General features: G+C 31.9%; 21 protein-coding genes and 1 pseudogene. 10 read left to right on the top strand and 12 right to left on the bottom strand.

The genetic code is table 11. The annotated features are described in order from the left end of the window. Positions 1-52: 52 nt before the first annotated feature. On the top strand, positions 53-388 hold the full coding sequence (locus ACZ11_RS23925) for a CHY zinc finger protein (RefSeq protein WP_049669041.1): 336 nt from the start codon (positions 53-55) through the stop codon (positions 386-388). Between the two features lie 65 nt (positions 389-453). On the opposite strand, the gene ACZ11_RS25420 is transcribed toward ACZ11_RS23925, so the two are convergent. From ACZ11_RS25420 to ACZ11_RS23900, 4 genes are all read right to left on the bottom strand, one after another. Continuing rightward, a protein-coding gene (locus tag ACZ11_RS25420) for an IS3 family transposase (protein WP_134008815.1) occupies positions 454-1,811 on the bottom strand; the annotation gives its coding sequence in 2 pieces (ribosomal slippage) (positions 454-1,340 and positions 1,340-1,811; 1,359 coding nt in all). A 68-nt stretch (positions 1,812-1,879) separates the two neighbouring features. Beyond that, positions 1,880-3,073: an alpha/beta hydrolase gene (locus ACZ11_RS23910; protein WP_049669040.1), complete on the bottom strand. Its 1,194-nt coding sequence runs from the start codon at positions 3,071-3,073 to the stop codon at positions 1,880-1,882. A gap of 266 nt (positions 3,074-3,339) precedes the next feature. Continuing rightward, positions 3,340-3,633, bottom strand: coding sequence for a hypothetical protein (locus tag ACZ11_RS23905; protein ID WP_049669039.1), 294 nt, complete (start codon positions 3,631-3,633; stop codon positions 3,340-3,342). Between the two features lie 92 nt (positions 3,634-3,725). Further along, positions 3,726-4,574: a pyridoxamine kinase gene (locus ACZ11_RS23900; protein ID WP_049669038.1), complete on the bottom strand. Its 849-nt coding sequence runs from the start codon at positions 4,572-4,574 to the stop codon at positions 3,726-3,728. Between the two features lie 189 nt (positions 4,575-4,763). Between ACZ11_RS23900 and ACZ11_RS23895 the strand changes: the two genes are divergently transcribed. The 7 genes from ACZ11_RS23895 to ACZ11_RS23860 all read left to right on the top strand — a co-directional run bounded on the left by ACZ11_RS23895 (position 4,764) and on the right by ACZ11_RS23860 (position 9,665). Further along, a complete protein-coding gene (locus ACZ11_RS23895; RefSeq protein WP_049669037.1) occupies positions 4,764-5,315 on the top strand; it encodes an ECF transporter S component in 552 nt (183 codons plus the stop codon). Between the two features lie 162 nt (positions 5,316-5,477). After that, positions 5,478-5,918 (top strand): cell wall hydrolase, encoded by a 441-nt coding sequence (locus tag ACZ11_RS23890; RefSeq protein WP_049669036.1) that lies wholly within the window; start codon positions 5,478-5,480, stop codon positions 5,916-5,918. 192 nt (positions 5,919-6,110) lie between these two features. Then, positions 6,111-6,551: a cell wall hydrolase gene (locus ACZ11_RS23885; RefSeq protein WP_049669035.1), complete on the top strand. Its 441-nt coding sequence runs from the start codon at positions 6,111-6,113 to the stop codon at positions 6,549-6,551. A gap of 827 nt (positions 6,552-7,378) precedes the next feature. Then, the gene (locus ACZ11_RS23875) at positions 7,379-8,074 is read left to right on the top strand and encodes a hypothetical protein (RefSeq protein WP_053093243.1); all 696 of its coding nucleotides are present in this window, start codon (positions 7,379-7,381) and stop codon (positions 8,072-8,074) included. A 15-nt stretch (positions 8,075-8,089) separates the two neighbouring features. After that, a complete protein-coding gene (locus tag ACZ11_RS23870) occupies positions 8,090-8,452 on the top strand; it encodes a hypothetical protein (RefSeq protein WP_082172881.1) in 363 nt (120 codons plus the stop codon). Between the two features lie 402 nt (positions 8,453-8,854). Next, positions 8,855-9,295, top strand: a complete 441-nt coding sequence (locus tag ACZ11_RS23865) for a hypothetical protein (protein ID WP_049669033.1) — start codon at positions 8,855-8,857, stop codon at positions 9,293-9,295. Between the two features lie 151 nt (positions 9,296-9,446). Next, positions 9,447-9,665, top strand: a complete 219-nt coding sequence (locus tag ACZ11_RS23860; protein WP_049669032.1) for a hypothetical protein — start codon at positions 9,447-9,449, stop codon at positions 9,663-9,665. A gap of 726 nt (positions 9,666-10,391) precedes the next feature. On the opposite strand, the gene ACZ11_RS23855 is transcribed toward ACZ11_RS23860, so the two are convergent. The 7 genes and pseudogenes from ACZ11_RS23855 to ACZ11_RS23820 all read right to left on the bottom strand — a co-directional run bounded on the left by ACZ11_RS23855 (position 10,392) and on the right by ACZ11_RS23820 (position 21,293). Further along, positions 10,392-13,283, bottom strand: a complete 2,892-nt coding sequence (locus tag ACZ11_RS23855; RefSeq protein WP_049669031.1) for a DUF3427 domain-containing protein — start codon at positions 13,281-13,283, stop codon at positions 10,392-10,394. A 24-nt stretch (positions 13,284-13,307) separates the two neighbouring features. After that, positions 13,308-13,706, bottom strand: a complete 399-nt coding sequence (gene mutT / locus ACZ11_RS23850; protein WP_049669030.1) for an 8-oxo-dGTP diphosphatase MutT — start codon at positions 13,704-13,706, stop codon at positions 13,308-13,310. Positions 13,707-13,977: 271 nt separating this feature from the next. Next, positions 13,978-14,316, bottom strand: a pseudogene (locus tag ACZ11_RS23845) (nucleotide pyrophosphohydrolase). 1 nt (position 14,317) lies between these two features. Then, positions 14,318-15,955, bottom strand: coding sequence for a DUF2075 domain-containing protein (locus tag ACZ11_RS23840; RefSeq protein ID WP_049669029.1), 1,638 nt, complete (start codon positions 15,953-15,955; stop codon positions 14,318-14,320). A gap of 514 nt (positions 15,956-16,469) precedes the next feature. Further along, on the bottom strand, positions 16,470-18,008 hold the full coding sequence (locus ACZ11_RS23830; RefSeq protein ID WP_134008492.1) for a conserved oligomeric Golgi complex subunit 6: 1,539 nt from the start codon (positions 18,006-18,008) through the stop codon (positions 16,470-16,472). A gap of 1 nt (position 18,009) precedes the next feature. Further along, positions 18,010-19,734: an AAA family ATPase gene (locus ACZ11_RS23825; RefSeq protein ID WP_049669026.1), complete on the bottom strand. Its 1,725-nt coding sequence runs from the start codon at positions 19,732-19,734 to the stop codon at positions 18,010-18,012. A 278-nt stretch (positions 19,735-20,012) separates the two neighbouring features. Then, entirely contained in the window at positions 20,013-21,293 is a 1,281-nt protein-coding gene (locus tag ACZ11_RS23820; protein WP_049669025.1) for a hypothetical protein, read from the bottom strand. A gap of 334 nt (positions 21,294-21,627) precedes the next feature. Between ACZ11_RS23820 and ACZ11_RS27140 the strand changes: the two genes are divergently transcribed. Then, a complete protein-coding gene (locus ACZ11_RS27140) occupies positions 21,628-21,759 on the top strand; it encodes a hypothetical protein (RefSeq protein WP_403089908.1) in 132 nt (43 codons plus the stop codon). Positions 21,760-21,829: 70 nt separating this feature from the next. Further along, positions 21,830-22,165, top strand: coding sequence for a tyrosine-type recombinase/integrase (locus ACZ11_RS23815; protein ID WP_049669024.1), 336 nt, complete (start codon positions 21,830-21,832; stop codon positions 22,163-22,165). Between the two features lie 1,035 nt (positions 22,166-23,200). Here the strand turns inward: ACZ11_RS23815 and ACZ11_RS23810 are convergent. Next, complete coding sequence (locus ACZ11_RS23810) at positions 23,201-24,268, bottom strand: reverse transcriptase family protein (protein ID WP_082172880.1); 1,068 nt, start codon at positions 24,266-24,268, stop codon at positions 23,201-23,203. Between the last annotated feature and the right edge of the window lie 12 nt (positions 24,269-24,280).

Genomic DNA, 24,280 nt, shown 5'->3' with positions numbered 1-24,280 from the left:
TTTGAAATGAATCCATTTAAATAGATTTTATTTATGAAAAGAGGTTTGAAATATGAAGATTCTAGGAAATGTTATTGATAATCAAGGAAGATGTACGCACTATTCTAATAAGGTAGATACGATTTCAATTAAATTTAAATGTTGTGGAGAGTATTATCCTTGCTATAAATGTCATGAGGAAAATGCTAATCATAAAATTCAGCCATGGAAGAAAGAGGATTTTGATGAAAAGGCAATATTTTGTGGCGTATGTAAAAAGGAGTTAACTATTCATGAATATATGAATCACACAAACTGTAAGCATTGTAATACTCTTTTTAATCCAAATTGCAGTAAGCATTTTCATATTTACTTTGGGACGGATAATAATTCTACATGTACTTTCTAAATAGGAAACCTTTGAAGGGTTAATGCCTTTGAAGTGACCCCTAAAAGTTAGACACGGTTATTTCATTAGGCAGCTTGGGTAAAATGAGTTCGGTATTGTACCGGACTCGTTTTTAATTTTGCCTTGATCCGTTTCGTATTATAGTAATTTATATATTTTTCTAATTCTATTTTAAAATGCTCTATACTTTCAAATTCTCTCATGTAAAGGAATTCAGATTTCATAATTCCAAAGAAATTCTCCATGACAGAGTTGTCGTAACAGTTTCCTTTACGAGACATACTTTGAACAATCCCTCTTGATTCTAAGGCGCGACGATATTTATTCATTTGATAATGCCAGCCTTGATCGGAATGCATGAGTAACTGGTGGTGCTCAGGTAAACGTTCGAACGCTTTGTCCAACATATCTGAAACAAGTGAATAGGTTGGTCTAGAGCCAATTGTATACGTGATAATTTCCCCGTTAAATAAATCTAAAACTGGCGATAAATAAAGTTTCTCACCGAACAATTTAAATTCTGTAATGTCTGTTACCCATTTTTCATTTGGGGCATCTGCTTTAAAATTGCGGTCTAAAATATTTGGCGCAATTTTACCAACGTTTCCTTTATAGGATTTATATTTTTTCATACGTACAACACACTTTAAACCCAGTTCTTTCATGATACGTTGCACTTTTTTATGATTCACTTTTTGCCCACGATTCGCTAGCTCGTCACGAATACGGCGATAGCCATAACGCCCTTCATGTTCTTCATAAATCGCCTTAATTTCCTCTTTTAAATCGGCATCTAAATCTGGTCGATTCATACGTTTTACTAAATCATAGTACGTACTTCGTGGAATGCCAGCGAATTTTACGAGTGCTTTCACCGGATATTTATGCCTTAATTCATAGACTACTTGCGCTTTGTCCTGTTTGGTGATTTTTCTTTGTTTTGAACTAAGGCATTCAACTTTTTTAAATACTCATTTTCCATTTCTAGTTGTTTAATACGTGCTTCAAGTGCTTCGGTAGAGCCTTCAACTGGTGCTTGTTTCGATTGTTTATTAAATTCTTTTTTCATGGATGGACGCCCCTTTTTCTTTGATTGAAGGGCATCTAATCCTTGAATTTCATATTGCTTTCTCCAAACACTAATTGTTGAAGGGGCAGGTATCTTAAAAATCGCTGCCGTTTCGTTTAAGGACGTACCATTTTCAATCATAAAATTTAGTACATCCATTTTAAACTCTAGTGTGTAATTTGTATATGGCTGAATAAAAGCTTCAACACCATTGTATTCATATTGCTTAACCCATTTAAGGATTGCTTTATTATCAGTCTCCATAGATTTAGCTATATCATAGGAACTTTCCTTTCCATTTAAGTAACGCTCAACAGCTTGTAATTTATCTTTGGCAGTATATTTTTTGACCATACAAAAACTGCACCTCCAATTGTTAGATGTGTCTAACAATTGGGGCGCAGTTCACTTCAAAGGTTTTCCTATTTATTATATTTTTTAAGAAATGCTTTTACTTTCTCCTTGGCAAATTGTGTGCTCAAACTACCTGGCTTTGCATCAAAGCCATGATCGACCTTTGGAAGAAGATAAAGTTCATGCGCTACACCATTCTTAGTCAATTTTTCATCCAGTACGGTTGCCTGCTCAACAGGAACGATACGGTCGCTCGTTCCCAAAAACGTAATTGTTGGTGGCGTATTTCCCTGGATATAACTTATAGGTGAAAGCATCTCATAACGCTCGGGGTATTCAGATGGTGAACCTCCAATGTACTTATTCATAACATCTTGGACATAATTCTTACTTGGATTGCTCTTATAAAACTCAGTCATATCTGACGGTCCATACATGTTAATCACCGCCTTGATCGGTACATCCGGAACATCCGTTGATGGTGGTAAACGCTTATTCCCCATACTATATGCAGCAAGCATAGCTAGATTCCCCCCAGCAGACTCTCCCATTAAAATGATTCTGTGCGGATCAATCTTATACGTATCTGCATTTTGCAAAATCCAACCTACCGCCGATTTAACATCCCCTACTTCATCTTTCCAACTTGCTTCAGGAGGCATACGGTATTGGACATCAAAAACGGTGTACCCTTGATCATTCATCCACTGATTCCAGTCTTGAACTTGGCCTTTATCTCCACTTACCCAACCACCCCCATGCACTTGAACAATGACAGGTGTTAAAACATCCTCTGATTTTTCCTTTGCTGACCACACATCGAGCTTTAATTCAATGCCGTCCATAGTTTTCCCATACACCACATCTATACTAGGCTTTGTTGAGATATCTTGTTTAAAGAAAAAATGTGGGCTAAGAGAAACCGATACATTCTCGCTTTTAGCATAGCTTTTCATATTACTAATTGGCTGCACAATTAAAAAGATTAATAACAACAAAGTAGGAATTAGAACTGTAAGAGCAATGAAGGTTTTCTTCCAAAAAGAAAGAGCTAATAAAACTATTATTATTAATATTGCAACTACTAGAAGAATAGGAAATATAGCAGCCCCCCATGCAAGCAAACTCATTATTTTATCCATATTACTTGGATTAAAAATATAGTATGCCACTATACTGATAATGAAACATACTATCATAGAGAGGAATGTGAGCTGCCACTGAAGAAAACCTCTAGGTCGCCAATTTGATGTCTGATTCATTTTTTAAAACCTCCCATATTCCAAAGAACTTCACCCGTTCGACGGTTTAACTCATACGATATGTTATTATCATTTCCATTTAAAAATGCAGCCCCAATTTCTTCACCACATTTTAATTCTACACGCACAAATCACACTTAATATTACAAAAAATGCCCGCAACCATTAATCGTGGCTACGGGCCGTTAACTATTTTATTGAGAGATAGAATGCTTAAGCTCAGTCGATAACTGCATAAAAAAGAGCCGAAAAGATTCGATTCGGCATTAATCAAGCATTCCTATACTAAGATTCCTACAAAATGATTCTATAGTGTCACGCTCTTCTTTTGGCAATGCTTCGTACTCAACCAGATATTGTGCTGAAAAGTCTTCAAGCTCCATATAACTGACTTCTCTTGTCAGGACGATTCCTTTGACCTCATTAGCCAACTGGTTTGCAGCTTCAATATCCGTAAACGCAAAGGCCTGTTCTTCGTCATCCGTAAATGTTAGAAGGTCAATTTCCCCCTGGTAATAGCGCTCATCTACTTGCACTACGTAATATCTAATTGAATCCATTATACACCTCCCCAAGTCATGATTTTAATTATATCCTTTATAAACTGATGAATACCCACCATACTCAAAATGTGATTAAAACTCTGAGAGTTCTAAAGTAACATTCGTAAAAACTTTTCAAAATTCACGCCTGCTTCGCGCGGAATTTGCTCCTTTGATGTAGCTTCAATTGAAGCGGCTAAAAACGTCTCGGCAAGTTTCATCGATTCGACTAAATCTTGCCCGCGCATCATGCCACCCATAATGACGGATGCAAACAAATCACCTGTGCCTGAATAGCTCTCGCCGTTGTATTCTCGGATGCTAGAAAATGAACGATGTGCATCGACATACATATTCCCTACATAGCGCTTGTTCGCATCTGTTGGCGGCGGATTCAAACCAGTAATAATGACGTTCGCACCTGTCTCCTGCTGCAGCTGATGGCCCGCTTCCTCTAAAGCTTGAATATAATCTGAATCGTCCTGATAGCTCTGTAACTTCTCGTATGACAAACCTGTAAGCAAGCAGCATTCTGTAATATTTGGCGTAATAATGTCCGCACTCTTCACGAGCTCTTTCATACGATCAAGCAACTCGCCAGAATACATTTTATACACTTCGCCCAAATCACCCATTACCGGATCGACAAGCAAAGTCGTTTTACTCGAATGAAAGACGTTTAAAAATCGAAAAATATTATCGATTTGCTCCTTCCCTGTCACAAAGCCAGTATGAATGCCATCAAAGGTCGCATCAAGCTTGCTCCACTCATCCACAAAATGATCCATCTTTGAAGTTAAATCCTCACAATAAAAACTAGAATACCCTGTTTGCGCTGTTAAAATCGCAGTTGGTAATGGCACCGCCTGAACACCCATCACTGACAGCACAGGCATCGCAGCCGTTAACGAGCACTTCCCAAAGGATGACATATCCTGAATTACAGCAACTTTTTTCATCATACTCTCCACCTAACTAATCCAGCTTGTATTCTACTCATCGTATCATAATTAGATAGGTGCGAAAATGCACTCACTATAGAAAAACAAACTGACCTTTAATATTTTTATCAAATTGGCACTTTTACGATAGTCAGTCCTTTGCTAAATTAAAATTATCAAAAAATTCATCATAGCGAGGATATTCAGATGCAAAGTATACAAAGTCAATCTTATACAAAACCACGCACGAAAACATTTGATTTAGTCATTACATCAATTCTTGCAGCTCTTGTTTTCGTTGCGACAATGTTCATCAATATTAAACTACCATTCGGGCAAGGCGGACTTATTCACTTAGGGACATCCATGCTTTTGATTACGTCGATTTTATTCGGCCCTAAAAAAGGAGCACTTGCTGGAGCAATCGGAATGGGCTTATTCGATATCGTAGGTGGCTGGTTAATTTGGGCGCCAACTACAATTATCTCCCGCGCATTACAAGGCGCCATCGTCGGAAAAATCGCTTGGTCTAAAGGACATAGAGGCGATAACATTGGATTAAACATTTTCGCAGCAGTTGTTTCAATGCCTGTGATGATTGCGGTCTACTATATCGGGCAAGCAATTATGTTCAAAAGCTGGGTTGCCCCTATGGCATCCATTCCAGGAGACATAATTCAAAACGTTGTCGGTTTAATTATCGCGATTCCTGTATGTATCGTGATGAAAAAAACGCCGTATTTCAAAAAGAATTTCTAATACTACAAAATCAAGCACGCTATCTTGTTGTTTACCTTACAGCATAGAAATGGCGTGTTTTTTTGTTAATAGAACCATTATGTTTAGGATTGTGGCTATGTTTATAATTCCAAAAGACAATAATGAAGGCTTTTTTTCATACTATATGGTGGAGGTGAAAAAATGCCAAGAGTAAAATATATAGATTCTGACATTGGTTTGGTGGCAAGAATGATGAGAGCGGAAGCTGAAGGTGAAGGAAATCAAGGCATGCTATATGTTGGTAATGTCATTGTGAATCGTCTTGTAGCAGAATGTCCCGACTTTAAAGATTTAAGAACAATTAATGATGTTATTTATCAGGTACAAGGAGGAAATTATTCTTTTGAAGCTGTTCAAAAAGGTAATATGTTTTACCAAAGGGCGCGAGCTAACGAAAAAAGATTAGCAAAACTAACTCTGGATTATTGGCGAGATCATCCAGCGAAATTCGCACTTTGGTATTTCAATCCGTACGCACCATGTCCTCCAACATGGTACGGTCAACCTTTCACTGGTCAATTTAAAAATCATTGCTTCTACGAACCAGCACCTGATACATGTGAAAGTGTTTATCTAGGATAGGTAGCCGTTTTGCGTTTTTATGCTGCGAATACAACATTTTTAGTCCCAGGTACTTACAGCGAACAATACTCATTCTCCGTAGATAACAGTTATCGGTTGGGAAAACCTCAAAACCCTAAAAACACCTTAGGGGGAGAAATTCGAATGAACTACTGTTGGCAATTTTCCCGTACTATATGTTGGAGGTGAAAAATGCCAAGAGCAAAATACCGAGAATCTGACGTTGATTTAATGGCAAGGTTGATGAGAGCAGAAGCTGAAGGTGAAGGAAATCAAGGAATGTTATATGTTGGCAATGTTATTGTGAATCGTCTTGTATCAAATTGTTTAGACTTTGAAGATTTAAGAACAGTAGAAGATGTCATTTATCAGGTACAAGGAGGAAATTATTCTTTTGAAGCTGTTCAAAAAGGGAATTTATTTTACCAAAGAGCTCGATCTAATGAAAAAAGATTAGCAAAAATGAACCTGGATTATTGGCGAGATCATCCAGCGAAATATGCACTTTGGTACTTCAATCCATATGCCCCATGTCCTCCAACATGGTACGGTCAACCTTTTGCAGGTCAATTTAAAAATCATTGTTTCTATGAACCAGCACCTGATACATGTGATGGTGTTTATATAGGATAAGTAGTCATTTTATTTTTCATCTTTAAAAAGAAATCCCACGGAAAAAGTCTACACCCTTTCCGTGGGATTTTGCGTGGTCTGGCTATACCTATTCTTCAAAATAATCATTTGCTCCATTTCTTCATAAATACTTATTTTAATTGCTATTTCCAAAGTGAACCACTCTATTCCCTTTACTAACAACCCATTAGTTCTGCAACACTTCAAAATCCATTCCTTATCAATCGTCATACACCTCAATAATTGCCGTATTTTTTGTGTGAAAATACATTGAATGCTGTCTAGCAACAGTACTCTACTGTAATTATGAAAATTCACATTTTAGAAAGAAAAGGTTAGTTTCCTGAGTTTTATCAACTTTTGTTCACTTTATCACAAAAGTTGATTTTGAAACTTTTATAGACTTGTGGAATATGGTTCTATACAGGACTTTATAATTACTTCAATAACAAATTAAACGAAAAAGTCTAATTTTTATCAGGATTCTTTTCTTTCTTATAAAGATTATCTGTGATTTCAAACTCCAAGAAGAGCCTGTTTTTCTGATTTTTATCAATTTTTACTCAATTCGGAGCAAAAATTGATTTTGAAACTTTTATAGCTAATGATATGTTACTAACATACCCGGTGAAAGGTAAAAGAAGGAGGAAATTCCATTCTAAGATTTTTTATCTGTGTTTTCAATTAAGATTTATCTCCTTGTAGATAAAAACACAAAATATGGATTAAGTTAACAGTAAACATCACAAAACCTTAAAATTCAAATCACTAGAATATTTCTAATTATCAAATAAGACCAAAAACAGAAAAGAGAGGAAAATAAAAAGATGGAATCTCAAAAATGGTTGAAACAATTAGTTGTAGCAGTATTTTTTGTATCGGGATTGATGCTAAATGTAGGGGTAATGAAAAGTTCAGCAGAAACGATTAGTAAAGATGAAAACATTGAGAGTACTGAGTCCTATGATTTTTCAACTCCAGAAACGATTAGTGAAGGTGAAAGCATTGAGAGTATGGAGTCCTATGATTTTTCAACTCCAGTAGTTAGTGAAGAAGAAGCAGAAAGCGGATATATGAATGACGGTACAGAACTTCCAGATGAATTTATTGTTAACAGAAATGAAAATACGAACTCGTTGTTAAGAAGTCCTGCAACAACAGGGACTGAAAAATGGACGAAGGAATCAACTACTAGAAAAATTTCTGATGGCTTTATTGCTTGGCATCCAGGTTGGAGTGAATATCAATACAATATCTCGGATTATTATTTTAGCAACGATTCTATTTCATTTAGTGTAAGTATTGGATATGGATATTTTTCTATTTCTGTAGATAAAGCAGGATCTAGTGGGCAATCTATTAAAGCTGATCCCAAAAAATGGACAAGACCGGGTGTTTATGGAAATGTAGATGTGACTAAATACAATGTGAAGAAATATAATGTAGCAGGAATATACATTGGTTCCACGACGAAATATATAAGCAAAGCATCAAGTACGTATGTTAAGAGTAGAAATAAATAGAGAGTGGTATGCAATATGAAAAACAAAAAAAAGATTTGTATTATTGGTACAACAATACTTATAATTGCCTTGCTTATAACTGTTGATAAGGTTTACGAGAGCAAACACAATCTTGTGGAGATGCTGAAAATTCAAGATACAGTCTATGTCGTAACCTGGGAACCAGTTGAAAAATCCCAAGTAGTAAGGAAATTGGGGGAGATTAAGCAAAAAATAAATAGATATCAAATTCCGGATAATAATTTTGAGTCTAATTCTTTAAATGAGGGTACTCCTATATATGAAAGAAAAAATGGAGATGAGTTTCCAAAATCTGTAGTGTATAAACGAGAGGGTAAATTATATATTGCTAATCAAGTAGTAAACCGTAGTAATTAGAAATTGATTGAGCAACAACCTCTTTTTTGAGAAAAATTGTAAAAGTGGCTGACTTTTTTGAAGGTTAGCCTCTGAAATACTTGTACACATTTGTGCCAAGTCAATCTAAAAAAGTATGATATAAAAAGCTCAATAGTCATGGTTATCCCCTCCATCTATTGAACTTTTTAATTGTCTCTTACCCTCATAGTTTAAATTGAAGCCTTTTTTGGATCCGCTTCTTTTATAGTGGTTTTTCCTCTACCAGGTGTATTTCCTATCTGTGATGTTCCATGGAATTTTGTAATTGCCTTTATCTTCAGTTATATAATAAACTCCACCGTCTTTCTTATGAAGATAATTTTTTTTATAACCATTATGGTTAGTTACACAATGATAATTGGTTAGTGAGGTGAAAATTTTATGGACGAAATTACCCTAAATAATTACAGAGTAAGAATAGATAGGAGGAATAATATTGATTTATATAAAGGACTTCCAAAAGTTTCTGAAGATGCGCATTGTGGATGTGGGGATTGTCAACTTTTTGTTCAGCAAATTCAAAATGCTAGTCAAGAGGTATTGAATTTCTTCCGACAATTCGGAGTTGATCCAACTAAAGAAGCTGAAGTTTGGAGATTTAATCCTAATAAAGATGGTTTTGATTCTTATACTGCTGATTACCACTTTATTGGAGCCATACAAGGAACAGATGAAATAGATTGGATTAAAATTGGTGAAGCGTCTTTTGGGCTTGCAAACTATAAAGGGGAATTACTAAGTCCGATGATTCCAAGTACTTTTTCTAAACCATTAGTAGAATTAGCTGTGAGAATAACAATGCCTCACAAAGAGTTAGATTAAAAAGTAATTTTTCTATAAAATTCATCTAACTAAAAATTTTTAAGCCCAGGAACTCAATGAAGTATATTAACTAAGGGCCAAAGGAAAATAATAATGACTCGATAAAATTAAGAAACTATGTTTACAACATACACTCCCGAGGTGTTGGCATATGAAGAGAAAATATATTGCTAATATTAGTTTGGTGATTGCATTCATTTTAGGAATTCCATTTAAATGGATTCAGTATAAAGGATCAGAAAATGTATCAATTCTTCAAATATTAGATTTAGGGATTAATAATTTATTTTTTGATTTTACTTTATTAGGCTTAAATACTTTAATTATTTATTTGGTGTTATCTAGATTACTAAAAAAGTGGGTTGTTTGATATTTCTCTCTAGTTTTATGTAGATTTAAAAGATTGAGAAAAAATGTACTAAACTATCGTGTTGTTTACTCATTGCACTACATTTAGTAAATATAAAATATTTTACTTATTTAATTATGTTTTTAAGCATGATACATGAAAGGTTGTGATATGGATGTCAAAGAAGTGATATTGGTTTGGCGATCTCTCATTATCTTAGTATTAGTGTTATTACTTATAAGTAAGGTTATTTCGCTATCACTCTTCATAGCTATTATATCGGGAATAGTTCTCTTTTCTATCATTCCTGATACGTTTAAAAAAATTTTTAAAAAAGAAAACAACTAAGATCTGTAGGAGAAGGGCAATAAAAAAAATCGAATAATTTTTTTATTTGGATTACTACTTGTATTAGATACATTTTCTGTGAATATAAAGAATCTATGTGAGCAAGCTACAACATGGTGGAATTCTCTGGACACAAAAAGCTCAATAGTCATGGTTATACCACCATATCTATTGAGTTTTTTAATTGTCTCTTAACCTCATAGTTTAAATTGAAGCCTTATTTTGAACCCGCGCCAGATACTCTAACACTTAAGCTACTTCCTGAGTTATGTTGTTATGGAGTTAGTCATTGCCTCACTCCATTATTATATTATTGAATAAATTTTTATGCCTTGTATAAGCAACAGGAAATTAAAAAGAGGAAAATCCGAAGCAATTAGTTCACTTCGAGTTTAACTTTCACTCCTCTACCAAATAATGATAGATATCATAATTCACAGGTTGCTCTAGTACTAAATTCATCGTAACGACTGATAGATGATTGCCTTTTCCATCAGGCATTTTTTCGTTTTCTGCACTACCATCTACAATTTCTGCTTGGCCTAGGTAATAGAAATCCGTGCCTTCGCCGTCATCTTTTTTCATGAATAGATGAATTTTCATTCCTGACTCTTTATAAGTTAAGATGTTCTTTACTTCAACGGAATCCAGTGTTAAACGATTACGGGTGAACCATCTAAATATTTCGGGTGCTAAAAATTCATCACCATAAGCTTGACTTGTTTCGACTTCATCCTTTTTATGGTACGTAACAAAGATTGGACAAGTGTTATGTTTTGCTCGGTAACCGTAAATGGTTGATGAATCATCATGGGGCCAATTCAATAATCGGCAAGCATCCCGACGTGAATATTTCTCGAATAATGTCATTGCTTTTGTTTTATCATACTTTTCATTTTTTACATAAGCACATTTTACAATATCCTCAATATATCCTTTAAAATTTGAATCTCTCAAACTTCCTTGAATTTCCTTGTTGAATCGATAGTGTCCATCAACGATTTCAATAATCGGCTTAAATTTATACTTTTTCACATCATTTTGAACATGGAATTTTAGTGAGAACATGTTTTCAACAGATTGAATTGTTGCATCATCTACATATGTTCCAAATTCTTTTAATCTTTGAACGAAAGACTCTCTGGAAATTGATTCATCAGAAAGTAAAGTTTCAATTAAAAGAATTTCGTGTACCCGTTTTCCATTCAAAAACTCTTTTGAAAACATTCCCAAAACAGATAGTTCATATTCAGTGAGAGAAGGAATTGACTCCTTCATTTTCAATATGAAATTATAGTAGTTATCGGAATAACCTACAATAACTTCAGGGTCGATTGAGTTTTGCTCAATAAAGTCAATGAGGAAAGGGATTCGACCCAAACGATTTTTCATTTCTGTATAAGCATCTCGTAATGTTTTTAATGTCGATAAATTTGTATTGTTAATAGCATCAAAAATCTTCTTTTTGGCAATTTCCTCAAAGTTTATCGTCGAAACACCTTGTATATAGTTTGTATTTACCGTCTTTCTGCGGACGTTATCTTTGTTCATGGTTTGGTCCCCAGAGAGGGCAATCGGAATCAGATAGTTATTTTTATAGTTTCCGATAAAATCAATAATTGTTACATATTCTTTAGAATCGTGTTTACGTAGACCACGACCAAGCTGTTGTATAAATATAATGCTCGATTGTGTTTGGCGGAGCATTACTATTTGATTTAAGAATGGGATATCAATTCCTTCGTTAAAAATATCAACCGTTAAAATGTATTCGAGTTCACCACTATTCAATTTGTGAATTGCTTCTTCGCGCTCATTTTGTGAATTGTCACCAGTTAAACCAATCGTTTTTAAACCTTCATGGTTTAAAGAGGTAGAAAGTTCATGAACTTCCTCCTTTGAACTACAAAACATTAATCCACGAATACGATCACCAGAATAGCCATAATAATTAATTTTCTCAATAATGTGTTTTACACGTTCGGAAGATACTAGTTTTTGAAGTTCTGTTGTATCATCAATGGTTAAACCATCTTTTTCATAGTCCAAAACACCAAAATAATGGAAAGGGCAAAGCATCTCTTCTTCAAGAGCTGCTTGTAGACGGATTTCATAGGCGATGTTGTAATCAAACAACTCATAAATGTTGAATCTATCTGTTCGTTCAGGTGTTGCGGTCATACCGAGTAAAAAATTCGGAGTAAAATAATTGATAATTTTTAAATAGGATTCAGCACCTGCTTTATGTACTTCATCTATCAACACATAATCAAACTGATCTTTTGCAAATTGTTGAAAGTAGCCATCCCTTGAAATTGTTTGGATGGTTGCAAATAAGTATTTAGCATGAACATCTTTTGAGGTACCGGAAAGAATGCCAAAATCATCTTCATGTCCACCTAGAATTTTCCGATAATCTTGCATCGCTTTCTTTAAGATTTGCTCACGGTGTACAATAAATAGCATTTTTTTAGGAGAAAAGCTTCGAACATCAAAAGCAGATAAATACGTTTTACCTGTACCTGTTGCAGAGATAATTAATCCTTTTTTAGCGCCTGTTGCACGAAGAGCATTTATTTGTTCCAGCGCAGCTGTCTGCATTTTATTTGGTTGAATGGCTAAGCTTTCAGTAAGCGCATTTGTTAAATACTCAGCTTTTAGTTCAAGTGTATTTGAAGTAGTATATTTAACAAAAGGTTGTGGCTCATAATATTGTTTGTAATTAGCAATCCATTCTTCCTTTAAAGGAATCGCTTCATCCCAAGCATCTTCAAATTGATTTTTAAAATGATTAATAATTTCTCCACTTTCTAATGAAGTTAAAAATACATTCCACTCATAGTTTGCCTTTAAAGCACTGTCCGTTAAATTGGAGCTTCCGACAATTAAAGAATAATAATCTTGATGTTCAAAAATATAGCCTTTTGAATGGAAACCTTTTTCACTAGTTACACGCACTTCAACGTTATCAAGTTTAAGAAGCTCTTTAAACATTTTCGGCTGGTTAAAGTTTAGAAACGTCGAGGTTAAAATGCGTCCATTTATCCCTTTTTGTTTTAAGTCGTAAAGCATTGTTTTTAAGGTTGCTAAACCACCTTCAGTAATAAAGGCGACAGAAAAAATAAATGTTTTACATGTTTTTAATTCTTGAAGTATTGTCGATAAGACATTTTCATGATGCTTGTTTGTTAAAAGTTTTGGTTTAAATTGTGCTGAGACTGTCTTGTTTTGATCGATAAATCCTTTGTAAAGGGAGTTTTCGATTTTTCGAATCAGTTGCTGTTGCTCCATTTAAATTCACATCATTTCATTTATTTATTTTTCTTCCTTTGAAATCTTCTCTACTGCAGGGACATCCGCAGGGGCGAAATTCAGTTGTGTAAGTTTGTCTCGCGTAACCCATTTCGTAGCAGCATGTTCTAATGCGTTCGGTTGTCCATCTACTAATTTCGCTTTGTATGTTTCAAGTCGTACAATTACTCTATCATATTCATATGTTGTATCTTCTACTTTTGCTCCTACTTGAATCGTACAAGTAAATTCCTCTTGAATCTCTCGTTTTAACGCTTGTTCAGGTGTTTCTCCAACTTCAATTTTACCGCCCGGGAATTCCCAATAATTCGCCAAACTCATTTCTGGGCTTCTTAACGCACAGAAGATTTCATTTTTTTCGTTTTCGATAATTGCACCAACGACATGGACTGTTTTTTTCATAATAAATCACCTTTATTTTCTTTTTTAATTTAAGTTTAGCTTATTTTAGTAAAGGAGTTAAGTAAGGAGTTTAGTGAGGGGTTCGAAGTATCAATATAAAAGAAAATGTAAGTAGTATAAAACCTCAGTAGATGCTTTACGGAGAAACCGTATCATAAGTGAACTGCACCTTAATTGATAGAAACCATCTAACAATTAGGGTGCAATTCAAAAGAAAAACTAAGTTTTTTAAACTACTATTTAGATAAATATTAAATATTTGTATTAAAATTTATATCTCATTATATTTAGTATTTTTTCCAGCAAACTTTTCAATGGGATACTTCTTATTATTTTTTTGAAGTTTATTATTTATTATATTTACTAAGTCCATATCTGTCTCATTTGCAAACAATATCGCATAAATCAAAATATCCGCTAGCTCATCCTTAATCTTATCTAAGTTCTTTTCAACTGCTTCTTCACTCGTTTTCCATTGAAATAGCTCTAATAATTCACTCGCTTCAAGTGATAAGGAGAGTGCTAGATCCTTAGGATTATGGAATTACTGCCAGTTATGTTGGTCTCGAAATTGCAAAATATTTTCACGTAGTTTTTCTAACTCACTCATGCTATTCACCTGCTTTTTGATATTCCAAAAGTTTATTACGCAATGCTTCATCACTTGAATAAATGTACAGCCCCTTAATTCCACGCTTCATCAAGATATTGATTGAGTTTAGGACGATTTTTTCCTTTGCTTCATTTACATTTTCAATTCCGTCCATACCTGTATACGCACCTTTGTCCATATACTTACTCGTATCAATAATGATCTCATCTTTAGCAGCGTCGTATCGAACAGATGGCCCAAGCACTACTCCAACATAATTTAAATCAAAGCCCTGTATTGTATAAATTGAACCAGCCTCATGAACTGTTTCAGCTTTTTCAGCCCACGTATATTTCGTACTTGTTGTATTCCATGGCAGTTGGTATTCCCCATTTGATTCCTTCACGTAGTATGTTCCACCGTCTTTTTTATGTATGTAATCAAACGTTGATACAACACGGCTTAAACCGTGCTTTTTATTTTTAGCTTTAATTTCATCATGCATGTCTTTCATCGATTCAAACACTTTAAATTCATAGTTTTTATCTTTAGGAAGCGGCATTAACTTTTTATGCTTAAACTCGTTTATCCAATTGATTACGTCCTCATTCGCCTGCATGCGGAATTGGTTTGTTAACTGGTATTCTTCGCGAAAAGTACTTAATTTTTTGAGCTCTTCTAATGTTGCTGCTCCCCATAAGCTCTTCAGTTTCAACACTTGGTTTTGGTCATATATGATGACAACTACTTTCGCTAGCTTCAACAGCTCCTCTAAATGATTATTGCCATGGAAGCTATTATAAGTATCTGGTTTTGTTAACAGTAAATGCGCTTCATCAACGAAAATGATATCTGCCTTTTTTTCCTCTTTTTGCAACGTATTAATCAGAGATGTAGGCTTTGCAAAGTTTTTCCCTTTTAAATGTTTCACCTGTTTTGCTATATTTTTATATGTTTTAAACATTTCCTCATGGTTCACAGCTAAATAATTTTCTGTATGATATAAGTTTGAAGATGCTTCTTCTACTCTTTCTTGAATGGTGTTGAAAATAGAACTTAAGACAACGCTTTTACCAACACCTGCTTCACCTTCAATGACTAATAGACTTCCATATTTACTTGAGTTTTGAGTTACTCGTTTCTCACAAAAATCGAGTACTTTATCTTTTAATTCAAGTTGTTCTAAAGATAATTCTTTGAAAGGAGATAATTTAAAAATATCTTTGTTTTCAATCACATATAACTCATTGTTGATAAGCTTCTGTTCATATAGTTTTTGCCAAAGTTCTTTAAATAGTTGTTGATCGTAATAAGGCTTATTGTAGTAGTTGTGAGTAAAATCGCTAGCCGTCTTACTTTTATTTTGAAGCGTATATTTTTCATCACCAAGGAAGTAGTTAATTAGCTTTGTCTCAAGATGAAAGGTTGCTGAACGATTAAAGTGTTCGTGCTTAATCAAATTTACTTGGTTAATATTTTTACGTGCTTTTAAATGAGCTTTAATACGATTTTTAAAATAAACAGTTTCACCAATATAAGCTTCTTTATTCCCATTTAAAACATAAATGACTGGATAATTTAAATACTGCTCTTTGTTGTTGATTTGATTAATGCTTTCTTGTATAAAAGGCCATGATAGTATTTCGATAGCTGTCATTTCTTTTCTCCTTATCACAATACTCTGGTTAAAAATCATTATTTTAGAACTTTCTAACTAAAATTCACTTTACTATTTTATCATAATTAACCCTTTTTATTTGTGAAGACTGCTAACCAAATGGAAGTAAAGACTAGAACATTTAAGAGTTTGCTGCAAACATTCATCTTAGTTCTTTAACCTTCTTTTGAACCCAAAAAGTTTAATTTCAGTTTAAAGAGATAAACTCTTGATTATCTCACCTTAATTGTAACTGGTGCCCCCAAATGAGGAATGAACATCAGACGACGAGTGTTTTGTCACCGAATCTACAATTTAGGAGAATAATATACTCAATCATCAATTGAAAAGAAGAACATAGGGAGATTTTAATGTTCCTATGTTTTCATTCATATTATTGATCTGTTTGTTTTTGCTTTTTTTCAAATACTCTGCACGTATTTTTTCAAGTTGCTGTTGAAACACAGCTACTATTATAATCTTAGCTGTGTTTTCATATTTAATAGAATCCAAATTAACCATATAAATTAAAAATTAATTTACCTAAAATTTCATCTCTATAAGTATCCTCTGTATAAAACATTCCTTCCGTGAGTGTCAAAACTTGTTCATGTCCTAAAATATCTGGAAAATTTTCAGCTAAATATTCCAAATAACTTTTACTTAAAATTTGCCTTTGTTTATTTTTATTATTAATTTTATTTCTATATTGACTATACACTGATTCCAACTGAAATAAAGAAACATTTGTCAAAACTTTTACAGCTAAATTATTATCAATGTTATGAGTTGGCAATATTTTTATATCGTAATCAGAAGTTTCTCCAAATATTACTTCTACAAAATTAAATTTTTTTTCTTCATTAAAGTTTAAAACTTTAAATTCTAATGAGTAAACGTTTGAAATTACTTCTTTAAATGTATCTCTTAAAAAAGTCGATATAGATCTAAATTTACTATGACCATTCATTTTAACTGAAAATAAATTATTATATATATCAACATGTTGGTTGTGATAAATAACTATTTCCTCACATATTCTTTCTTTTACATCCCGGTCACCAATATCAGAAAGCTCAGAATACTCTAAGATGTTATTTAATATTAATTTATGAATTTTTTCAAATTCTCTTATCAGCGCATCAAATATTGTCTTATCATCCTTATTACATATTCTAACATTAGCCTTTTGAACATTAAGTTCTTTTAACTTTGATTCAATTAAATTTATATAATCATGAAATATATTCTTATTTAATTTTTCTTTAGTGCTAATTAGCTTATAATAACTTTCATGTTTTGTATTTTTCAAATTCCCTCTTATTGCTTTTAAAGAATCAAAAGAGTTTTTTGGAGCTCCCATGGGTTCTATTGAAAACGTAAAAGCATGCTCAATTTCTTTTTCATAAGGAGAAAAACAATTATCAAAATCTGTATAATAATTTGACTTAAAATAACTATTACAATAATAACAGGATGGGACTAAATTATATAATGATATTGAAAATATAGGAAACATCGAGATTGGTATAAAATGGTCTAAGTGTGGACGAGCTTGCTTTCCTGCACCATTCAGAGCTCTATTATTTCTTATTGGATTAATATACTGTGCATGACAGTATGGACAAATTTTAGTATTTAAGCTTTCCACATATCTATATGCATTCCACTCTATTAAATTACCCTCATACTCAAAAAATTGACTACTGTCTTTAAAATTTCTATATGCTTTTATAAAAATCTTCTTTAATTCCAAATGTAGTTTCGTGAATTTTACTTTTTCTTCATTATTATTAATATTGAAGTTATCCAATATTTTATCTATATATTCATCCTGTATTTTCTTTAAAGATTCAGTATTACCAATTGCTAAACTCGTTAAATTTTTATCAAGATAATCGATAAGATCCTTCGAACTTTTGCATTTTTCACTATCTCTTAAATTATCTAAATCAGATTTTATTTCACTTTCATTATTAATGATGAATTCCTTATGTATGTCCAGTATTTTATATCCTCTATATTTCTTTTCACTTAACTCGATATAAATCACTTTATTCAACTTCCCCCTCAAGTTTTAGTAATTTTTCACTCGCCAATTTAATTTGCTCTTTTAATATTCCTATTTCCTGTTTAATATTTAAAACATCTTCGTTAACGGGTTTAAATAGCTTTATTTTTTCATCATAAATTTGAATTAATTTATTTCTTAATACTGGCTCTGCAATTAGGTCAATTTCATATCTAATTTGATCCAAATCCTTAATGTCTTTTGGCACGAAATACATAAGTTTTTTTGCTAATTTATTTATCTTCTGTTTAGCAAAATCTCCTATAACTCCACCCTCTAAAAAAAATGAATTAGTATATAATTCATGTATATTTGCACCAAATGTTAAATGCAAATCTTCTAATTCCGATTTGTTGACTATTCCTTTAATTTTATCCCTATGTATTAAAATTAAAGAATGCGAAGGTATGTCGGACACTAAAAATGGTGAATGCGAGGTCAATATCACTTGAAATTTATGTCTATCAAAATATACTTCTAAAAAATTTATTAGTAGTGCAATAATCTTTTTTTGCCATTGGGGATGTAAAGCATTCTCAATTTCATCTAATATAATTACTTGCAATTCTGGTTGCTTCTCATAGTAGCTAATACCGTCTAATAATCTTGAAAAAATATCAAGTATCATTTCTTCTCCTGTACTTAACTCTCTCCAATTCATTGACAAACCTGTAAATTGTTGTTTTGTAGCATTATCTAAGTTTTTAATAAATGTTTTTATGCTTTGAATATCATTTAATTCAAAGGTTGAATCATTTATTTGAATAATCTGCCCTCTCTGTATACCCTTTTCAACTTTCTTAGAAAACTTATTTATTCTTTTAATTACTCTCAAATGACTTTCTCTATTATCCATTGAAACTGGTCGAATATTTTTATGAGTTTTTTCAACATATTCAAAAATATTTTTTTCTTTTTTCTCTATAGCTTTAGAATATTCGAGAAGTAAAGGACCTTCTGCAGTATTAAATCCTAGTAATAGCCTTTTATCAATATAACTCTTAAACATGGAGAATTTTAAATTTTCCGCATATTTAAAATCAGAATCAATATTTATTATAGAAAAACTCAAAATTTCAGGAAGTGATAATTCTTCTAAAACATTGGATAAATACTCTATTTTTATATCTATTTTCCTTTTAAGCATATCAGTTCGGTTTAAAAATAATAAATTATTTTTTATCTTTTCAGAATCATATTCATTAATATTTTTTAACAAATAGTTGGTACTATTATTTGTTTCCCTTTGCAAAGGCTCATATTTTTTTCTATCTAAGACAGTAGAAAGAAATAATACTTTAGATAAGTTAAAGCGACTTTTTCTACTCAATTCTTTAACTTTTTTATCTTTGAAATCAATATCAGGCATATTATTTTGAAAATAAAATACATCACCATATTCATCCATAAATATTTCAAAGTACTTTTCTTCCCTTATTTTATAAATATCCGCATTTGTATACCTAAAAAAATCTAAGAGGGTAGATTTACCAGATCCATTTTTACCAATTATACCTGTAAGACCCTTTATTCTATTAGTAGGAGGGTTCTGAATACTAAAAAAATCTACAATAAATTTCTCATTCACCTCCATATCCACACAATTCAGGGTAGAATTATAAGCTATATTAAATTGATTATCTAATAAAAATTCCTGATCTTTGATTCGATTCTTAAAGTTACCGATGTATACATATAATAATTTCATTTTGTCCTCCTAAAACAAATTTTCTAATTTGGTTATTAATCTTTATAAATTATATTCCATAATAATAATATTTTCCCTGGTAAATTTCTTATATAAATGAATTTTCTAAAAAACAATAACTGATTGACTCCCAAAATAAATGCCCTTGAATACTACAGCACAAATTAGCTTAGAAACACAAAAAGACCGAAACCCTTTTATCATACGGGTTTCGGTCTTTTTTGAAATCGTTTAATTCCTATGTATGAAGACAGCAGTCCATATATACTATGTACACATTACTCCTCCCTTTTTGTTGGTCTTTTGAGGTATGCTCGTACTTCATATTCTTTAAAATGTGTAATCCATTCTAGTTTTCCCTCTAAACCAAATTCATCAGACACTCTAATATAATAAGGATTTTCTCTATTTGAATCCTCAATAAGTTTACCTAATAATTCAATATTGCTCTTTTGTAACTCATTTAGGCTTCTAATAAATTTATACATCTCATCTTCATTAACTTGGCGTAAAAATTTAATGGTTCTTCCTAAAATCCCAACAATCCAATCACATATACGGATTTCTATAAATTCTAAGGAACTCTCAAATGAATAATTGTCTATTTTTTTACCTTTAAAAGATAAGGGATATTCTTGAATAATTTGTTTTATAACATCCTCTTCATCAAACATATGTTTTGAATGCGGGAAATAAATTAGAGGTAATTGATAGAATCTTGACAAATCATTTTCTATCACTCCCTTTCCATCAAATAGCATATCTTCTACTTTTAAACAGGTTTTCTTAGCAGAACACAAGTCGTTATAAAGATCTTTCATTATTATAAATTTAATTTTCAAAATCAAATCGTTTTTACTTTTAGCAACTGAATCTATTTTTTTAGTGATTAAATGATTATTCAAATATTTATCAAAATTAATCCAATCAATTAAGTCACTCCAAAATCCAATAATTTCTCCCTTGTCTTTATTTGAATGATTTAATTTCTCTAAAATATCAGATAATCCTTTTTCATCTTTACAAACTAGTTCAAAGAGAAGCTTCTTCTTGAACAACTTCTTCCCTTCATCGCCAGAGTTATCTATAGAATTAATTATCTGCTCACATATATTATATCCTGTACAATGGCTTGTAAAATGAATAAAAATCTTATTTTTTTCGATCCACCTTAAAATCGAATGAAGATTCTTATTATTTATTTGATTAAAATAGTTACCCCCTGAACCATAGATATGTCGACTTTTTATCTCAGGAGGATTATTTTTTAATTTAATTTGTGACATAAGTTCTTTAAATGAGCTATCACTTATTTCATTTTCACATACCATGCCACCCAGAACTAACGTTTCTGTCAAACTTATATTAAAACCATTATTCTTTTTACTATTCAATCTGAATTTCCTATAATTACTAGTTTCATCGTAATAAAAGTATTTTTTTATATTGAGCTCTTTCTTGTGGTTTCGGTTCCTAATAAATTTTTGACGCATTTTGCTAACTTCAATATAGTTATTTTGTTTTTTATATATAAATTTAAAAATCTTCATTATATCCATCTTTACTTTCCTCTCTATAAATATTTATATATCAATGGTTCTTAATACGTCATTTGAATTATTATCCCATCCATAAAACATCTACATCACCATTTACAGCAAATACATTATGTTTACGTTTCCTATTTGCCCTAGAAAAAACCTCCAAAATTATTTAATTAGAAGGTCTTAGGACCAAGTTCACTCCTGAAATATATAAGACTTACTTATCCCTTTTAAAAAGTTCTATTTAAATTCTCGTAAAATAAGATCAAAAATAGCGAATGTAACTAGAGCTTTTATAAAGTATACTATACCTAGGATTTTGAACGTGGGGCTACTAGAAGATACAATAATGGGAAAGTTCTTCTTAACTACTTTATTAGCAGTAACTGATATGGAACGCTACACAAGAAGGAAAGCGATTACTAGACCGTGTGATGATTTTAGAGAAGGTAGACCGAATAAGTACAATCCAAGCAAATAAAAAAGAAGACTCTGTACTAAGGGCAATTTGGAATTGCAACATATTTGGACAACTCTTTTTAGGTGATTAGATGGCTAGTAAGATTTATTTAGCAAAAGGCATTATTATATCTAATAAAAAACAACTCGTATTTAGCAATAAATATAACCGCTTCATCCAACCTGTTCAAACGCAAAAGTGGCTCCAAAAAGTAATTGATAAATACAAGCTTCAACCTATTACTACACATGGTTTACGCCATACCCATTGCTCACTATTATTTGAAGCGGGTGCAAGTATTAAAGAAGTACAAGAGAGGCTAGGACATACAAATGTAAAAACGACAATAGACATTTATACGTATGTGACCAAGAAAACCAAAGCTAGCACCATTGAAAAATTTGATGCATACATCAATTCACGCTAATTCTTTGACCCAATTTCGACCTAGTTTGACCCAAAAAATGACCCAAAACCATTTGATATCAGTTGAAAGTCTTTGACATAAAAAAAGCGCCAAACCCTTGATATATCAATAAATTTGACACTTTTTGAAACCATATTGTTTCCAATGTATGGAGACGGCGGGAGTCGAACCCGCGTCCAGAAACTCCAATACTTCAGCTTCTACGCTCCAAAATGTTATTATATCAACGTTTATTCCCCTAGGGAGTACTACATATTTACGAACTTGGTTCAAAGACCTTGCTGAATCTATTTTATATCAATCTATTGTTAAATGGTATCGATTAGTGATCAACTTCAAATCGTGTAGCTGAGCTAGGTAGTCATTGATTTTAGTATTGTCTATACTAATTTGTATTAACCTCCGGCTTGTAAGACCAAATCTATGTAAATTACCAATTAATGATATACCTAAAATTGATACTAAACAAAAGCCATTTAGTTTTGTACTCTTTCATAAATAACCTATATTAAATATCCAAAAGTATTACACCTCCATATCCTCATGGTCAGCTTTGTTGTCGCTCTTAATAATACTTTTCATCATTTTTATCCATCAGTTAAATATTCCTCAAATCTAAAAAAGTGCAGGTTTCCATAGAAAACCCACACTAAATATATTAATATAAAAGAAATAATTACCCCGAAACTATAATTAGCAATCAGAATCATATAAGAATAATTAAACGTTATGCTAAATTGACAGTAAAAAAGCTAACCCAAGTTAAAGGGCTTTGACATTCTCATGCTTCATTTTTAATTAATGAGTACAATGTAAACCCTTTAATTATTAAAGATCGTTTAGGACATGAGGATATTAAAACTACACTAAGTAATTACTCACATTTATATCCAAATATTATTTTTGAAATTGCTAATAAAATGAGTGGTACTATAAATATCACTACTTCAAATACAAAGAAATCTAAAGTTCAAGGAAATCAATTTTACTCTGATAAATTATTAATAGAAAAAAGCTTTCAAAATTGAAAGCTGTTTATTTATATGTTTGTAAAAGTTCTTTTAAATACTCATAATCTACCTGAACATCAATATCTTTTGGATTTATATTTCTGATAAAATTTGCTGTACCAATTAATTGATAGACATATGATTTAGGATCAGAAACATTGATGTTTATTATATGAGATTCCAGTCCAAACTTTCTAATAAAAAACATATTCTGTCTAAATTTCCTCCTATATTGTCTAGAGGCTTGTAATTTTTCATTTACAACTATACCTGTTACTTCTTGCCTTTGATGTTGTAACCGTACTCTTGTTTTAAAAGGGTTAACCTTAAATCCTTCAGAGTTGATTACTTTTTCAGCAAATTTAATAACATAGCCCTCATTAAAATCTCCTGAAAATGTTAAATCATCAGCATATCTTGTGTACCTTATTTTCTCTTTATTAGCAAATGCCGACAAACGTTTATCTATATTCTTAGTTATAAGTGTAGCTAACATGGGACTAGTAGGAGCACCTTGAGGAAGTTCATCATCAATTACGCAAAGTTTAGCTAACATCATCGAAACCTGTTTAGTATACCCTAAAGATTTAAAAAATTTAAATACAGCCTTAAACTTAATGGTCCCAAAATAATTTTCTATATCAATTGTTAAGACCTTCTTCTGTTTACGATGAAATTTAGCATTATCTTTAATCGATACCCCTTTACGAAAAGCTTTTGAATATTCACTAGGCTCTAACTTATATAATATTTGGTCTAAAATCCAGCGTTGAATATCCTTTAAATTAGGTAAGGGTTCGGATATTTCTCTATAATCTTTTTTATTCTTTTTTAATACTTTAAAATTCCTATAGAACAATTCCGAAGCATTAGCTACTTTGAATAAATATTCTTCCCTATAACCTACTAACTGCGAGAGATGTTTCTGATCATAAATTACAGGCAAATCTTTCATAAATAGTCTTTCCGCATAATCAAGACAACTAGAAATATATTCTTCACTTTTTTGATTATAGGTTGCATAATGGTAAAACTTCTTTTTATATTCTTCCCATTTCATAATATCACCATTTTCATTAAGTCCAATTACCAATTCTCTCAGTTT

The organism is Lysinibacillus xylanilyticus (assembly GCF_001183605.1).
Classification (GTDB): domain Bacteria; phylum Bacillota; class Bacilli; order Bacillales_A; family Planococcaceae; genus Lysinibacillus; species Lysinibacillus xylanilyticus.
The sequence above is the reverse complement of the archived record's forward strand: the minus strand, read 5'-3'. Positions and strand labels throughout refer to the sequence as shown.

Bases quoted from the DNA above. Each gene is read 5' to 3' on its own strand.
- ACZ11_RS23825 (WP_049669026.1), bottom strand. From the start codon at position 19,734: ATGAAATTATTATATGTATACATCGGTAACTTTAAGAATCGAATCAAA.
- ACZ11_RS23860 (WP_049669032.1), top strand. From the start codon at position 9,447: ATGAAGAGAAAATATATTGCTAATATTAGTTTGGTGATTGCATTCATT.
- ACZ11_RS23885 (WP_049669035.1), top strand. From the start codon at position 6,111: ATGCCAAGAGCAAAATACCGAGAATCTGACGTTGATTTAATGGCAAGG.
- ACZ11_RS23820 (WP_049669025.1), bottom strand. From the start codon at position 21,293: ATGGATATAATGAAGATTTTTAAATTTATATATAAAAAACAAAATAAC.
- ACZ11_RS23870 (WP_082172881.1), top strand. From the start codon at position 8,090: ATGAAAAACAAAAAAAAGATTTGTATTATTGGTACAACAATACTTATA.
- ACZ11_RS23925 (WP_049669041.1), top strand. From the start codon at position 53: ATGAAGATTCTAGGAAATGTTATTGATAATCAAGGAAGATGTACGCAC.
- ACZ11_RS23890 (WP_049669036.1), top strand. From the start codon at position 5,478: ATGCCAAGAGTAAAATATATAGATTCTGACATTGGTTTGGTGGCAAGA.
- ACZ11_RS23840 (WP_049669029.1), bottom strand. From the start codon at position 15,955: ATGACAGCTATCGAAATACTATCATGGCCTTTTATACAAGAAAGCATT.
- ACZ11_RS23895 (WP_049669037.1), top strand. From the start codon at position 4,764: ATGCAAAGTATACAAAGTCAATCTTATACAAAACCACGCACGAAAACA.
- ACZ11_RS23905 (WP_049669039.1), bottom strand. From the start codon at position 3,633: ATGGATTCAATTAGATATTACGTAGTGCAAGTAGATGAGCGCTATTAC.
- ACZ11_RS23910 (WP_049669040.1), bottom strand. From the start codon at position 3,073: ATGAATCAGACATCAAATTGGCGACCTAGAGGTTTTCTTCAGTGGCAG.
- ACZ11_RS23855 (WP_049669031.1), bottom strand. From the start codon at position 13,283: ATGGAGCAACAGCAACTGATTCGAAAAATCGAAAACTCCCTTTACAAA.
- ACZ11_RS23815 (WP_049669024.1), top strand. From the start codon at position 21,830: ATGGCTAGTAAGATTTATTTAGCAAAAGGCATTATTATATCTAATAAA.
- mutT (WP_049669030.1), bottom strand. From the start codon at position 13,706: ATGAAAAAAACAGTCCATGTCGTTGGTGCAATTATCGAAAACGAAAAA.
- ACZ11_RS23875 (WP_053093243.1), top strand. From the start codon at position 7,379: ATGGAATCTCAAAAATGGTTGAAACAATTAGTTGTAGCAGTATTTTTT.
- ACZ11_RS23865 (WP_049669033.1), top strand. From the start codon at position 8,855: ATGGACGAAATTACCCTAAATAATTACAGAGTAAGAATAGATAGGAGG.
- ACZ11_RS23900 (WP_049669038.1), bottom strand. From the start codon at position 4,574: ATGAAAAAAGTTGCTGTAATTCAGGATATGTCATCCTTTGGGAAGTGC.
- ACZ11_RS27140 (WP_403089908.1), top strand. From the start codon at position 21,628: ATGGGAAAGTTCTTCTTAACTACTTTATTAGCAGTAACTGATATGGAA.